This is a genomic window from Leptospira mayottensis 200901116 (assembly GCF_000306675.2).
GTDB lineage: Bacteria > Spirochaetota > Leptospiria > Leptospirales > Leptospiraceae > Leptospira > Leptospira mayottensis.
This window is the reverse complement of sequence record NZ_CP024871.1, coordinates 3,337,501-3,352,372: the sequence shown is the minus strand read 5'-3', so window position 1 is coordinate 3,352,372 and position 14,872 is coordinate 3,337,501. Positions and strand designations below refer to the sequence as shown.

Annotated in this window: 10 protein-coding genes and 1 pseudogene (1 of these 11 cut by a window edge); 4 read left to right on the top strand and 7 right to left on the bottom strand. The window is 38.7% G+C overall.

Features of this window, described 5'->3' with window-relative positions; genetic code table 11:
* Nucleotides 1-9: 9 nt before the first annotated feature.
* The 3 genes from LEP1GSC190_RS15405 to LEP1GSC190_RS15395 form a co-directional block, all read right to left on the bottom strand.
* The gene (locus tag LEP1GSC190_RS15405; RefSeq protein WP_002745315.1) at nucleotides 10-3,660 is read right to left on the bottom strand and encodes an Ig-like domain-containing domain; all 3,651 of its coding nucleotides are present in this window, start codon (nucleotides 3,658-3,660) and stop codon (nucleotides 10-12) included.
* Between the two features lie 4 nt (nucleotides 3,661-3,664).
* The gene (locus tag LEP1GSC190_RS15400; protein ID WP_173380572.1) at nucleotides 3,665-5,221 is read right to left on the bottom strand and encodes a TolC family protein; all 1,557 of its coding nucleotides are present in this window, start codon (nucleotides 5,219-5,221) and stop codon (nucleotides 3,665-3,667) included.
* A gap of 703 nt (nucleotides 5,222-5,924) precedes the next feature.
* A complete protein-coding gene (locus LEP1GSC190_RS15395; protein ID WP_002747094.1) occupies nucleotides 5,925-6,323 on the bottom strand; it encodes a helix-turn-helix domain-containing protein in 399 nt (132 codons plus the stop codon).
* A gap of 483 nt (nucleotides 6,324-6,806) precedes the next feature.
* Between LEP1GSC190_RS15395 and LEP1GSC190_RS15385 the strand changes: the two genes are divergently transcribed.
* The 3 genes and pseudogenes from LEP1GSC190_RS15385 to LEP1GSC190_RS15375 all read left to right on the top strand — a co-directional run.
* Entirely contained in the window at nucleotides 6,807-7,667 is an 861-nt protein-coding gene (locus tag LEP1GSC190_RS15385) for an LIC10906 family membrane protein (protein ID WP_338034143.1), read from the top strand.
* 224 nt (nucleotides 7,668-7,891) lie between these two features.
* On the top strand, nucleotides 7,892-8,209 hold the full coding sequence (locus LEP1GSC190_RS15380) for an LIC_10907 family protein (protein WP_002762013.1): 318 nt from the start codon (nucleotides 7,892-7,894) through the stop codon (nucleotides 8,207-8,209).
* Between the two features lie 418 nt (nucleotides 8,210-8,627).
* A pseudogene (locus LEP1GSC190_RS15375) lies at nucleotides 8,628-8,951 on the top strand (WGR domain-containing protein); the annotation flags it as partial.
* A gap of 15 nt (nucleotides 8,952-8,966) precedes the next feature.
* On the opposite strand, the gene LEP1GSC190_RS15370 reads toward LEP1GSC190_RS15375, so the two are convergent.
* Nucleotides 8,967-9,706, bottom strand: a protein-coding gene (locus LEP1GSC190_RS15370) for an IS5 family transposase (protein WP_237578386.1) whose coding sequence is annotated in 2 segments (ribosomal slippage) — nucleotides 8,967-9,415 and nucleotides 9,415-9,706 — 741 coding nt in all. Because the reading frame shifts where the segments join, the coding sequence is not laid out codon by codon here.
* Nucleotides 9,707-9,865: 159 nt separating this feature from the next.
* Here LEP1GSC190_RS15370 and LEP1GSC190_RS15365 point away from each other — a divergent pair.
* On the top strand, nucleotides 9,866-11,113 hold the full coding sequence (locus LEP1GSC190_RS15365) for a hypothetical protein (protein ID WP_002748512.1): 1,248 nt from the start codon (nucleotides 9,866-9,868) through the stop codon (nucleotides 11,111-11,113).
* 751 nt (nucleotides 11,114-11,864) lie between these two features.
* On the opposite strand, the gene dinB is transcribed toward LEP1GSC190_RS15365, so the two are convergent.
* The 3 genes from dinB to ompL47 all read right to left on the bottom strand — a co-directional run.
* Nucleotides 11,865-12,953, bottom strand: a complete 1,089-nt coding sequence (gene dinB / locus LEP1GSC190_RS15355; RefSeq protein WP_002748473.1) for a DNA polymerase IV — start codon at nucleotides 12,951-12,953, stop codon at nucleotides 11,865-11,867.
* A 27-nt stretch (nucleotides 12,954-12,980) separates the two neighbouring features.
* Nucleotides 12,981-13,715, bottom strand: coding sequence for a ComF family protein (locus LEP1GSC190_RS15350; protein WP_002748425.1), 735 nt, complete (start codon nucleotides 13,713-13,715; stop codon nucleotides 12,981-12,983).
* 85 nt (nucleotides 13,716-13,800) lie between these two features.
* A protein-coding gene (ompL47, locus tag LEP1GSC190_RS15345) for a multi-beta-barrel domain surface protein OmpL47 (RefSeq protein WP_002748558.1) crosses the window boundary here: on the bottom strand, nucleotides 13,801-14,872 show its 3' portion. The gene runs 29 nt beyond the window's last position; the window shows 1,072 of its 1,101 coding nt (coding positions 30-1,101); its start codon lies beyond the right edge, outside the window; its stop codon occupies nucleotides 13,801-13,803.

Below are 14,872 nucleotides of genomic sequence, written 5' to 3'. Positions count from 1 at the left end.
ATCTCCTTTTTAGTTGCTTTCGAAGAAAAAGCTGAATTGGGAAGATAAGGCGGTCCCATTCGCATTCGTGGCTGATTGATCGATTTGGATCAAATAAAGTGGATAGTTTGCTCCACCGATTCCTGTATTGAATAGAATATCGAATCCGCACGTTAGACCCACGTCCGTCATCGAAATCGTTAAAACCCGATCGCTATCGCTCCATACCCATCTTCCTTTATAAATGGAGGAGGCGTTGTTCGGAACTTGAGAGACGGCGGTTATATTAACCGCGTTAACCGTACTTGCCGTGTTCATCGGTTGATTAAAGACGATCACGATGTTATCCGAAGTGGAATCCGCTGGACAAGCCTGCAATCCGGGAGTAAAAGAATAAGAGGATGCCGGAAGAAAAGGAGTTCCAGCCTGCCACCAACATCCTGTCGTAACTGCTAGACTGTTACAGTTGGCTTGATTTCCTTTGCCAATTGCTACCACCTGTGGTGAATCATTCTCTGTTTTGAATATTAAAGAAAATGAATTTTGTAGAGAATTCCCGGCTAAATCCTTTGCCGAAGTGGAAATTGTTAAAGTGTAATTTTGTCTGCTAGTTAAAGCAATCAAAGGGGTTAGAGTCATATTATTCCCCGCAAAGGTGATCGCAAAATTTGCGGAAGGTGAAACAGATAGCGCGGTTTGTGTGGAGGCCGGGTCCATGGGCTCGTTAAAATGGATCACAATCGGAATGCCGGTGCATACGTTATTCGTAAGAGTACCGTTTTGGGAATTGAGTACGTCGTTAGGGACTGCGCTGCAATTATCACCATCCCCATCGACTTCAAAATCGATTCCAGTCACAACGGGTTGGCTTGAATCTAACGCGCCCACGACGAAAGTCGCATTCACCGGATTCCTAAGTCCCTTGCCCGAAGTATTTGTTACGGAAGTCGCAAGAGAAATATTGTATCTTTTTCCGTACTGAAAAGCAACGTCCGGAGTAAAGACCATTTGGTTCGCCGTCGGAAATGAGAACTGTCCCGTTACCGAAGGAGAGATCGAAAATCCAGATCTCAAAGAAGACGAATTCATCGGTTCGGAAAAAGTGACCACGATCGGATTGACTGCCGAATTTCCAGTACATGCATTATTGACGGTTGCTGCCAAAACGTTCGTAACGATACCTAAACCTGCTTGGCAATTCGCCGGAGTTCCGGAAAAGACATCTATGGAATTAACTGCAGGAAAACCGCCAACTGGCGAACTTAAAAAATAAAGAACATATCCATTTTGAATCTGAACTCCCCCGGAATCCGTCGCGTTCTGACTAATAGAAATTACGTACTGAGTGTTCGGATTGAGGGATTGAGCGGCGATAAATCGAAGCGTAGTTGGAGATGTCCAAGAGATAAGACCGGAAACGTTCGGACTGATCGAGAACGCTTGAGAAGTTATGTTCTGGTCCATGTTTTTACTGAAAATGATTTCAAAGGAAGCACCTTGACCGGTTCCCACGTTGTCTGTACAAACGTTGGTAACAAAAGACGCGGACAAGGGATCGTCCATACCGCCATCGCAACCTCCGGGCCCCGTTGCAACGTCAGATAACACATTTAGTACGGTAGGAGGAGCATTGCTTACTGGGCCCCCGTTCCCTGTAGTAAAAAAACTGATGAACTCGGAAACCATTGCATTGCCCGCAAGATCTTTGGCAGCCGTGCTGATTGTGAGCTTATACTGTGCGAATAAACTCAAATTTTGAGACGGTGTAAAAAGCAATTCGGTGGGAGAAGGCCAAGTAATGAGACCGGTAACGGACGGAGATAGTGAAAAAGCGTTCGTAGTGGCAGCTTGGTCCATCGGTTCGTTGAATCGTACTCTGAACTTGGTGCCGTTCGTTTGATTACAGATATTAGTAGTAAGATTCGGAATCGGTGTAATACCTAAATTTCCACAGGCGGGAGCTAAGTCGCTTAACAATGGACCGGTGGTAAAATCCATTCTAGGGGGAAGCAGATCGATTCCAAAAGTAAAAGAAAATGAATAAGAGGAACCTAATGTATTTCCGTCTAAATCCATCGCGGAGCCCGGGATAGAAACCGTATAAGTGGTATTTTGCCAGTCTTGGCTTGGAGTAAAAACTAAAAGGCTGCCGTTTCCGCAAGGCCCTGTAGAGCCGCATAACGCATTGCCGCTTGTAAGCCAGGTTTTTGTTCCAAGGATATTCGGAGAAATACTCAACGCATTTTCGATCGTGGATTGGATCATAGATTCACTAAAATGAATGAATAAAGGAGTGTTCGTGGAAGCAGGTGAAAGACCTGAACAAGCTCCCATTTTATCTCGGATTCCATTGATCGGATCAAGCAAAGATGCAAGGGTTCCGGGGGCACAGCCTGCTCCCGTGTTTATGAAACCGTCTTGAAAGATCACTCTAGGAATTTGAAAATCTTGACCTACCGTGAATGAGAATGAATAATTTTGGCCGACCAGATTACCTGCAATGTCCGTGGAATTACCGGAAACGGTTACGGTGTATGTGACGGAATGCTGCCAGGGAGTAACGGGCGTAAACGTGAATCTACTCATCGTTCCGCAGGGTCCAGTGGAGCCGCAGGCACCGTTCGGACTTGCTGACCAGGTTTTAATACCGTTGATATTTGGAGATATATTGATGTTTGAGTCCGTCGTTGTTAAATTCATCGCTTCCGAAAAATCAATGATAATCGGAGACGATTGAAAACCAGGAACAATACCAGTACACAAGCCGACTGCGTTAAAAAGTCCACCAGGAAACAATGTGGAAGCTAACACACCGGGAGAACAACCCGCCGCGTTTTGTATATATCCGTCTTGCATTAAGATTTGAGGCTTAACAATTTCCGTTCCAACGGTAAAGCTTGCGGAGACGTTTTTACCTAAAGAATTCTCCGACGTATCTTGAGCGGTTTGAGAAATAGTCAAAACGTAAGTAAGCCCGGTCGTAAGGGCCTCTCTGGGGGTAAAAGTTAGAACAGTGTTGTTATTGCTCCAGACGAACGACCCCACCATTTGAGGAACGGTAAGGAAATTGGATTCCACGGTTCCCCTGTCCATTGGTTTCGTAAAATTGACAACAATAGGAGTATTGATGCAAACGTCGGTCGTGCTATAAAAGTTATTTTTAAAATTAACAAAATCTAATATAGAATCAGTATTGAGACAACCGGTCGCATTTTTTCGGCCACCGATTGAGATCACGTCAGGAGGAAGGACGTCGGTACTCACTGAAAAACTGATACTGTACGGTTTTTCCAGATCCCGACCTTCTTGATCCTCACATCGATTGGAAAGATTCACCAAATACGTTATACCGCCTTGCCATCGTTTGTTCGGTGTGAACGTCAAAGTATTGCCATTGATTTCAAAAAGTCCCGTCACACCGGGTTGAACCGAAAACGCTCCGATACAACTTTGTTCGTCGATCGGTTTGTTAAAGGTCATCACGATTTTTTGGTCTCTTAAAACCCCTGTTTGTCCGGGAGAAGGTATGGAATATAGTACTTTCGGTGAAGCAGGATTATTGTCTAAGGGAATCCAATTTTTGAACTTATTTTCAAGTTTGCTACAATCAATCAGAAAGGAGCTTATACAGGATAGAAGCATTAAAGAGATTAAATATTTAGATTGTTTATTGCGTTTCATGGGTTTACTTCTTTTTAATAGGATCATATGTATCCAATAAACCCCTGTCCGTTTCGGTATCCGGGGAATTGAAATATTCTTCGATATCTTTAACTTTAAAGTTCTCGGCCACTTTCGATTTGGGAATAGGTCTATTTTGTAGGATCAACGGAAGAATTGTATTTCCGTGGTTTGGTTTGTATTTGAACAACTTCAGCGAATCGGGTTGTAAACCTGAGACCCATTCCAGTTCGTAAACGGAAGTGCAATATTTTCCGATCGCATCTACCAGTTTTTCTTGAGCGCCTACAAGTTCGGTTTCGGCAAAGAGTATGTCCGACCTTTTCGCTTCTCCGACCTGAATTTTGGTACCCATCAAACGCATACTCTCGTAGCGGAAATAAACCATTCCACTTCCGATTGTAATTAAGTCGTAGGATTCCTTAACGACGTCGCTAGCTTTCTCCACTTCGATCGCGATGGACTGCTCCAAACGTTTTTTTTCCGCGATAGAATCACCTAGTTTAATCTTACTTTCCATTACCTTTCTCGAATAGCTCATGTTATCTAGAATTTGTAGATTATTGGATGTTGCCGCGTTAAAGTTGGGATTAACAGTACCTGCAAATCCGCTACTCGCTTGGTTGTTATAACGCATACCTAGGTTTTCGGTCGTTGTGTTCGTGGAACCTCCTAAAGGGAATATAACTTTAACGTTCACATTCCAGGTATCGTTTTGTAACGGATAAGTTATACCAGTTCTTCCATAAGAACCGCCGATAGAAATCTGAGGGATCCAAGCGTTTTCGGCTAGTTCGCGTTCCTTAGCTAATTTTTTATTATTAATCTTGATTCTGACGATTTCCGATCTTTGGTTCTGGGCATTCTCAATTAATGTTTCCCTTTTCAAATCGGGATAGGAGAGGTAGAAGTCCGTAAGTAAATTTCCTTCAATTATGAGATCAGACTGGTGATCCAAACTCATGATTAACTTCAAATCGTTCTTTGCCTTTAGATATTCGTTTATGGATTTCACCAAAGCAAATTCGATTTCTTGAAGACGGGAGGCTACGCTTAAGACTTGAATTTGAGTAGTAAAGCCGAGTTTTGCTTCCAGTTTTGCAAGTCTGAGTTGTTCTTTGGCACGTTCCACCGACTTCTTGTTAAGAGCTACCTTTGCAAGTGCAACCAATGTGTTTATGAAAGTTTTTTCAACTTCCAGCCTCACTTTAGAAGAAGTAATTTTAAAGTCCTCTCTACTTAATATTTCCTCTAATTGAGCTATATCAAGATCCAGCTTCTTTTTACCTCCGTCGTAAATGATCTGGTCTACGTTTAACAAAATCGCATTGTATATGTAATCACTTGAGTCTTGAATAATATATCTTTGCCTGGTCATATTGACTCCGAGAGTAGGCAACAAATCCCTCCATCGTTCAGAAATGAGTTCTTTTATAGCGTTGTTTTTGTTTTTAATAGATAATAATAAATAGTAGTTCGTTAAAGCTATTTGAGTGGCGGTTTCCAAATTAATTCTTAACGTTTTTTTTTCGGAAGCTTTTATTTCGATTCCTGGACACATGCACAAGAGGAGCAAGATAAAACCCGCAGATAAGATTGAATGAGTAAGAATGCAGTCTTTTTTTTGGATTTTTTTTGTATGAATCGTGTTTATTTTCTGTTTGTTTTGAAGAAAAAAAGCGCACTCGAAATGGAGTGCGGAATGTAAGGATGTCCAGAAAAATCGAAACCATTTCCTAAATCGTTTTTGCGGCTTGTTAAGATGATCTTCTTGTGGCCACAATTTGTGATTGTGTATTTTATAAAATATCACGAAATCCCTTCGGGCCAAATGTTATCGATGCGATATTTCAGTCAATACAAATTCAATTGTGGTAGAGTTTTATTTTAACGTGAGTTTGGTGTAAAAAAATCAGAGTCTTTTTTAAATGCGGGAAATCTCACGCAATTAGAAACACTGCCATCGACTATCGCCAGCAAGTTCGTTGCTAAAAGTCGTTTCAAACCGCAAAAAGAACGTAAGAAGACGAAATTTGTGGAACTACGTTTATTACCGGTGACTTAGAAATTACGATCCTGATTCTTTTTAAGGTTGTGAGACAAATTCTTAGTATTGTCTACAAACAACCCGAGAACGTTTAGAGATGGTAGAACCAAAACTTTGTCCTGTTGAAAAAAAATTCTGTGTATTGGAAGGTGATATTGAATGCTAAGGAACTAGGTTTTGTTTAAACGGGCGTTTTGAGATAAAGGAAAAACTTCTTTTAGTTATTTTCGACTTCTTTTTTTGCTAAGCTAAAAATCAATTTTTGAGCGATCTCAAATTCTTTTTTGGGTAAAATTGCCAATATTTCGACCATTTTTGGTAAACCTTCTTTCGAGGTTATTTTTTTCAATAATGTCAGCTCCAATTCCACTTTCATTCTGGTTCGAAATGTCTGTTGTAATGCTACTTTTTCCGGTAGTTTACCTTCAAGGAGCCATTCTCTTCTGAATCCATGGACCATTTCTATCGTAATTGCCGCGTCTTCCGGTATCGGAAATCTTCCACTCAGCCAACCACTGATCGTTTGTTTTGATTTGCCAATCGTATCCCCAAACTCTCTTTGGTTTCCTTTGAAACTTAAAAGTATAGTTTGTAATCTTTTCTTTTGTTCGTCCAAAACATGTCCTAGAATAATACTTTCTTGTTGACATCGGTATTAAAATAATACTAATGTGTCTTTAAAAACCTATTAGTAGCACAACTTTCAAAAAATCAATTCAAATGTCGGCACAGCAATTATTGATGAGTCATAATTTGTAAAAAGAAATATAGTGGCATCTTTTGCCTTGTTTTAGGTTATGGAAAAAAGATCGATGAATAAAAACATGTTTTTGTCGCCAAAAGATAGGATTTTGGTAGAAAAGTTTCTTATTTTTTTTTGATCTTCTTTTCTTCAAAAGTGATTTTCCTTCTTAAAAAATTTTCCCATGTGAATTCAAATTTGGTTTTATATCAAATTGAAAAGAAAATAGACCGTAGCAACGTAAAGACTCGAAACCGAACTACGAAATATAAGCGAATATGAATAACTAAATTTTAGCGAAGAATTAGCACTATGAACCTCAACCATTTTATTCCAGTTTTAGCGGGATTTTTCCATTTGTTTTTGGGAATCTATGTCTTTAGTTTAAAGCCAAGACAAAAATTACAGACTCTATTCCTGTTTTTGAATCTATGTATGGCGCTCTGGCTCTGCATTCAAGGTCTTAGAGGATTGTTTCCTCTTGAATACCGTAACTTTGGGTTGAACATAACCTTTCTTCCGATGTCTGTCGGAACTTTTATTCTATATCTTCTTTGTAAAAAAATGGAGAACGTAAGGCAGAAGATTCCAGTTTGGATATTGATCCTGGGTATCGTAGGGTTTTCCTATTTTACCTGGGCTTCTTTTAGTCAAAGAATGGTAGTTTTAGAAAATCCAGACACTTTCGTTTTTGACTTCAGTTTGAATTACCATTTAATCATTTACTTCTCCACTTTTTGGGTTCTATTGTCGGCTTGGATAATTCTTAAAAGAATACGACTCAAAAGAGGAGACGATAGGGTAAGGCTCTTTTTTGTTCTACTCGGTTCTATAGTTGGGTTACCAATCACTTTAATGTTCATTTATTTTCTTCCGTTTTTAGGGATTTACAAAGCGTATTTATCATCTTTGGGTCTTTCAGTTTGTTCGGTCTGTTGGGCTGTCGCAATTCTGCACTACGACGCTTTTGAAATCAAAGCCGGGCTGATTCAAGGCCAGAAAACTTCTTTTATCAATCGTGTTGCTTCTAAACCTTTTTTAAAACTCTTGGGGAAATTAGATCCGATGAGATTCGTTCAAAAAAGTTCGAAGGCAAAAGAGGAAATCACGAGGCAAATTCTCATTCAAGACTTTCATCTTGCCGAAAATACCGGTGAAATCTCTGTCGATGAAAGGGCCAAAATACTTTCGAGAAGATTCGGAAAGTATTTTAAATAGTTTATTTTTATATAGAATTTGAAAACTCTATATTTGTGATAATACATATTGACATTTATCACAAATATAAATTATCCTGTCCGTATGTGCGACTTTTTCGAACCTGTATCGGGATTAACTTTTTTTAATGGAGTTCCGGACAAACAAACTCGACTTGAACCTAAATACAATCAATTCCAAGATACTAAAAGTCATCGATGTTGTTCGCGCAAACGGAGGTGGCTATGTTGAAGTGGTATGACTCTTCAAGACTAGAAGATTATTTAGGCTCGTTACCGAAGCTTCGGAACCGACTTGGTCTCGTAAGCCAATATACAGATCGTCGAGAAAAAGCCCCAAGAGAACTGAGATTCGTCATCCTGATTCAAAGATTGTATCTACAAAAGAAAATTCTCTTAAGACGAAACCAATGGCTGACAAAGGAATTAAGAAGTATTTTTTCGGAAAAAATACAATTGGAAAACGAATTAGAATCTCTTGAAAAACTACTGAAGGAAATACAAAATAATACAGACTTGGTTAGTGGCTCCGTGTCGGATTAGTTGATCTATACTTTTAATACATTGTTGTTTTTAGCAGTTTATATCAAAACCGATTTCGGATTCTTTAACTCTTAGAATTTTTGACAGAACCGACTATATGATTCTAAGAAATCATTTTGCATTGACTAACGATTATACTGCTTCATGAATCGTTTTCGAGATAATTATTTGCCATTAGGACGCATAAAGAAATACTTATGTTAAATTTGTTTCAAATATACACATCTCTTGGTAAAATCGATTGTTAACTTCTGGTATTATTTTCATATGCCGAGTAGTAAGTTTTACTCAACTAAAAAATTGAATTTTTGAAATCACATTAAAGTTTTAAGACCCACGACTGTGTCCACCAATTTGGGAAGATCCAGAATGTTATCGACATAGTTCATGATTTATGAATATGTGGGGCGTTAAAGCTATGAAACATTATCTTACTTACAAAGACGACAAATCTGACAAATTCTGGAATATTGAAGTATCTGGGAAGTCCTTTACCGTGACCTATGGCAAAACAGGAACAGCCGGAAATTCTCAAACCAAAACTTTCAATACAGAAGAGAAATGTTTGAAAGAAGCGGAGAAATTACTGAATGAAAAGTTAAAAAAAGGGTATGTTGAGAATACAACCACTGATAGAAAAAACGAAAGCAAAAACAGTAATGCTGGTTATTTCAACGAGTGGGAGGCGATTGTGAACGCTAAAGACCTACACAAGGTTTTGATTAATCATTTTTCTTACTTAGAGCCGGTCTCAAAACTACCTATCAAAAAAGTTAAAAGCAATGATAGAACTTGCGAGATAAAGAGATGCAAGATAATTTTCAGATTTTCTTTCCCAACGAATTAGGATAGCTCTGAATCGATTGTGCCAACTGTTAGTTCTTTCAACGACCCATCTAGATTTTCCATTGTATTTACCGATGAGAGGCTTTTCACCTTTTTTCCGAATATGAGATTGAATGTTTCTTCTTTTGATTAAAACTTCTATATCTTGGAAGTCATAACCTTTATCTAAACAAAGATGTTTTGGCTTTTTTCTTCTTTTTCCGGAAAATATTAGGATTGAATTCAACGTATCTTTTACACCGTGTTTGTCATGAACGTTAGCTCCAGTCAACGTAATTGCCAAAGGAATTCCATTTCCATCCGTAAGGATATGCCGTTTAACCCCTAATTTGGCACGGTCTGTAGGATTTTTCCCGGTTTAACTCCCCCTTTGGGAGCTTTAACCATTGCCGAATCCATCGAAGCCCAGTCCCATGCTATCTGATTCTTTACATCATAATATTTTAAAATGGATTTATAGATCTTTTTGAATACCCCTGCCCGTTCCCATTCTTGAAATCTTCTGTGACAAGTTTGACCAGATCCAAATTCATTGGGAATTGCACGCCACTGACAGCCTGTTTTCATTCGATAGATGATACCTGCCATTACTATTCTTGAAGGAACACGATTGCGACCTCCTTGAAGATTGGGCTTTTCTTTAGGAATCAATGGTGCTATTTTTTCCCAAAGCGCATCGGGGATTTCTGAATAATATTTGTCCATTTCACATTTATATTTTTACACTTTCTCTGTACAACCAGTTTTGAGACCGGCTCTAAATATCCAGAGAGTTATAGAAAACTTTTATCAACACATAGGTTATTGGAATTGGAGAAAGCACAACTCAAATTGGGCGAACACGGACAATTTGAGGAGGACTGGCTGGAAGAGATTGATTCAGAATTATTGGAAATAACAAACGCTAAAAATGTAATTTGCCCCTTATGGGATTATAGCGACTGCTGGTTGTATCATCCTAAAATGAAAAACCCGTTGGGCGAGCCCAGTATTCATTTCTTAAGCCACGAAGGAGGGGACATTGAGGATGCAATTCAATATAACGCGGGTGCACTCTTTTTAAAACGTTGCTGCGAGAGTATGAAAATAAAATTCACTGTTACAGAACTAAAGAACTCTGAATCCTCTAATGAGAAAATATCAGTAAAATGGGAAAATGAAAAATCTCTGAAACTTGCCATACTGGCAGCGACGCCTATTGAAGGAACAGTCTCCGCTTTGATTTTTTATGAGCAAGGCGGTAAAGCCTGTTTAAGTAATGTTGATTTGAAAACTGGCTCTTTACTCAAGACAACCCATCTTAAAGGTTTCAAGTTCGAGCGCTTTACAACGTATTATCTACAAGGCTTTGAGACGTCAGTTTACCTTACTGATGATAGTGCGACGTCCACACATCAGTATTTGATCAACATAACTGAAAATCTTGAGGTAGAGAAACTCCCACCGGCCAAGAAGAGATATTTTTATGGCAACTACGTCATTGAACAGACAGAAAGTGATTCAATGGAACGAAATCTTCAAACTGGAAAAAACCGGCCAGCGCCTAAATTCATTGTATATGGTAATGGTCAAAATTTTATCAGTGCTTTTTTTGATGAAGTGATTTTATACGATAGTGATTTTAAACAACTCGTTAAGATTAAACACAAAGACATTGATTATGGACGTTTTGCAAATTATTTGTCCGATGAAAAATTAATGATCAGCATTGCTAACATAGGTTATGGTGATTGCACGATTACAGTAACGGATTGTTCTCAGAAAAAACCTAATCTTCAGAAATTGAAAGCGCCCATCGATGTATTGGAGAATAGTAAATACCTTACGATAGGAAATCAAATATGGCAAATATGCATGTTAACAAAAAACGAAAAAATAAGTCTTATGCAGTTAACTGTTGACAAACAAGAATCAAAAATACGTTTTTATTCTCTTGAAAACTACGCCAAAAATGAAGAAACCAACAGGCTTGATGAAATGGCATGCTTTCAAATAGTCGAAGATCGACTTTATGTAATTATGAAGGATGGAACGATAAAGAATTATTTAATAAAGTAGATGGAATCAATCAAATCAGTGGTCTATTTGTGGGTACTCATTTTTACAGGATGAGTGATAGAATATATTTTTGCATAACCTCGTTAAATTTGCGGGTTAAGGTTCCAATTGTATAACTCGTCGGCAATAACTCAATATCAGTATAACTTGATTTGAAAGTATTATCTTTCATAGTTCAGATTCAAAGAATAGATTTTGAGGAACTTCTATTGATAATAAAATTGAAATAATACCGGTTAGTAAACACCCAATAGAGTTGTTGAAAAATTCCATAATTCAGTTTTACAAAACTGCTTCAATTGGCGCTTTCATGAAACGGATGAGATGGAGAATTAATTTCTCAACAACTCTAATAAATTCACATTTGTTAAACTTATCTAATATTTTTTCCATAAAGTTTTAGAGCCCGTTTCAAAGAAGCTATTACAATCTCTTAAGCGACAGGAAAAAGCCGCCAATACAAACGTAATCTGTGGGGACTCGTTCAGAAGACAGAAGGCTTTTCTTCGAAAAGCAGTTCGTTTTGCTAATGCAGTTTCTTTTTTGTCTCCGCAAACTGCATTCTAAATTCGTGATGTAACATCTCCCCCGTTTCTTTCTGTCCTCTGAAGGGTCACAAGTTCTTCGTTTCTTGCGTTGATTTTTTGTTTTGTGGTAAACGCTCGAATCTAACCCGTGGTTTTCAAGCTGGAAGGGACGCCATTTTGTCTAAATAAATTTAATATTCAAAAAAAGTTTAATTTTTTGAATATTATAAATTTGAAAATAACGTTGGTTCTTCGTCTGTTGAATCTGGATGAGAAAGATTAATCCCTAAAAGTCGAATTGCTTTAATCGAAACTTGTTTTCCATTTTTGGTTTCAAAAAATTCATCAAAAAGTTCCGCCGCTATGGAATAAAGTTCATCCGCACTAAAAATAGGTTCCGATAGAGTTTTTGATCTTGTTTTTAGACTGAAATCTTGAAATTTAATTTTGAGAGTGAGCGTTTTACCGGCAAAATTTCTTTTTTTTAATCTTCTTTCCACTTCGACCGCAACTTCTCTCAGTTGTTGCAGCAGGTCTTCCTGATCTATTTTATCCTGATCAAACGTATTTTCTGCACCCAAGGACTTTCGTTCCCGGCAGGATTCTACTTCTCTCTCGTCTTCTCCTCTGGAAATTTTATAATAGTAGATCCCCGTCTTTCCGAAATATTGAACGAGTTCGTCTATGTTTTTTGTCCTAAGATCTTTTCCGGTATGAATTCCAAGCTCCTTCATCTTCTGAGCTGTGACCTTGCCCACACCGTGGAAACTGCTTACTGGCAGAGGGTCGATAAAGGTAATTACATCGTCGGGTAGAACTACGACGAGTCCGTTCGGTTTGTTTTTTTCAGAAGCGAGTTTGGCGATAAATTTGGAGTTACCGACGCCAGCGGAAGCGGTCAGCCCTGTACGTTTAAAAATTTCAGCGCGGATCTCTTTGGCAATCGTTACGGCAAACGGAATATTCTTTTTATTGAATGTGACGTCCAAGTATCCTTCGTCCAAGGAGAGCATTTCAACACGATCCGTGTATTCCAAAAAGATTTCACGAATTCGATCGGAAACTTCCTTATATACTTCAAAACGGGGAGATACAAAAATCGCTTGAGGCGCAAGTTGAGCCGCTTTAGAACAAGGCATTGCGGAACGAACCCCGAATTTACGGGCTTCGTAAGAAGCGGCTGCAACAACAGACCTGCTATTAGGAGGACCACCCACAATTAATGGTTTTCCCTTGTATTCCGGAAAGTCCCTTTGCTCGACGGATGCATAGAATGCATCCATATCTACATGAATGATTTTACGTGGCTCCATATTCGACTTAAGTCAAGTTATAGATAGCTAAACATTTGTAATGTCTTTTTCGATTTCACCTCCTTTCCCTTCTGTTCGAATCAAAGCCAAAATTCGAACAGATTCGGCTCCGTTTTGAATGAGAATTCTTGCCAACTCGTTTGCGGAAGCACCGGTGGTAAACACGTCATCGACCAGGAGATAATTTCCTTTCAACTTTCCCTTATATTCCTTTTTGATTCGAAAAGCAAGTCTTGCGTGTATAAAACGATCTACAAAACTCTTACCCGCCTGTTTTTCATCGCTTATCTTTTCAATTGGATGTAGTAACGGAAAAGGAAGGATGCTCTGTAATCGTTTCAGAGCGAAATCGCAGGACTCAAACGGCCTTCGTTTATTTTGGGAAGGCGTAAGTATAATTCCGGAAAAATTAAGATTCTTCCAGGATTTTAATTCTTTTTTCATGCCCAAACAAAGATAAATCGAAAGCAAATAAACGGACTGCAACTTAATACGGTTTATTACCTTTGCCAAAAAAGGAGTCCTTCTTTGCAAAAATTTCAATTCTTCAAAGAATACGTTCCTTGAGTTGCAATAGAAACATTCTTTCGTTGTTTGTATTTCCTTACAAACCTGGCATGAATTTTGAGCACGGATTAAAAAAGTCGAATTTTCCAAATGACAAAGTTTACAAATTCCGATTTTGGAAGAAAAGAAGTCGTACTTTCCGCAAAATTCGCAACTGACCGGAAGAAAATAATCTAAAAGTTTCCAGAGTGTCACTACCGATTACGGTTTTATGAAACGCCTAGAAGGCACAAAAAAGCCCGGAATTTTCCGGGCTTTTTTTCATTCCTGCCAGATTTTTTTATTTCTTGGCTGGAGGAGTTGCAGGTTGAGTTGGCTTTGTAGAAGTAGGGGTCGCCGATGTAGACTCAGCGGATGTAGTAGTAGGTTTGCTTCCGTTAGAACCAACTTCTATTTTACGGATTTGTGTCGTAGGTGGATTCACGTCCACTGAGAAGCTGACTTTTTTCGTTTCACTTTCGTTTCCTACGTTGTCGATTGCTTTCGCTTCAATCGTATGCTCGCCTTGAGCATCAATCGTGATCGGCTCGGCATATGCAACGAAATCCGGGGCGTTATCCATTTTAATCAAAATTCTTTTGATTCCAGATTGTCCATCTACGGCTTTAATCGTAAAAGAATTTCCTTTTCTAGAATACGTTTTTCCATCAATGATTACTAGAGGAGTGTTTCCTTGGATTTCAATTTCAGGTTTTACATCGTCTAAGGTTACAACAAGGATGGCTTCGGAAGAAGAATTTCCGGAATTGTCCACCGCCGAATATTTAATCAGATTCACGCCCGCTTTCTCTAATTTAATCGGTTGGTTGTCGTAAGGTCTCATGTCTCCACCATTGATGGAATACTTTATTTCTTTCACTCCGGAAAGAGTATCCGATGCGGAGATGGTATAGGTTACATTTTTGGATCCGAAGTTGTATCCATCTAGGTTATAAAGAATTTCACTCGGAACGATTTTTACAGTTGGAGCCGTATTATCTACTACGACTACGAGTGCTTTCGCAGGTTCTTTGTTTCCCGCTTTATCCACAGCTCTGTAGGTAAGGCGGTTAACGCCCTCCTTAAGGATCGTAATAGGAGAAGTATATTTAGCGTAATCTGCTTCGCCGATTTTATATTCGATGTAATCCACGGTGCTGGAATCGTCTTGTGCGGAAATTTCGAAAGAACTTTTGGAGTTCACGTAAAGATCGGCTTTCTTTATTTCCTCCGCCGAAGTTGTTGAGCTTTGATCGGTTTTTGTTTTTGTAGAACTTTCGGATTGTCCTTGTGTTTCTGCTTGAGGAGTGGGATTTTCATCCAAATCTTCTTGAGCCACCAATGCTATGGTAACGGACATTAAAAAAGCGATT

Coding starts and splice junctions, on each gene's coding strand:
- LEP1GSC190_RS15405 (WP_002745315.1), bottom strand. CDS start 3,660: ATGAAACGCAATAAACAATCTAAATATTTAATCTCTTTAATGCTTCTA.
- LEP1GSC190_RS15400 (WP_173380572.1), bottom strand. CDS start 5,221: ATGTGTCCAGGAATCGAAATAAAAGCTTCCGAAAAAAAAACGTTAAGA.
- LEP1GSC190_RS15380 (WP_002762013.1), top strand. CDS start 7,892: ATGTTGAAGTGGTATGACTCTTCAAGACTAGAAGATTATTTAGGCTCG.
- dinB (WP_002748473.1), bottom strand. CDS start 12,953: ATGGAGCCACGTAAAATCATTCATGTAGATATGGATGCATTCTATGCA.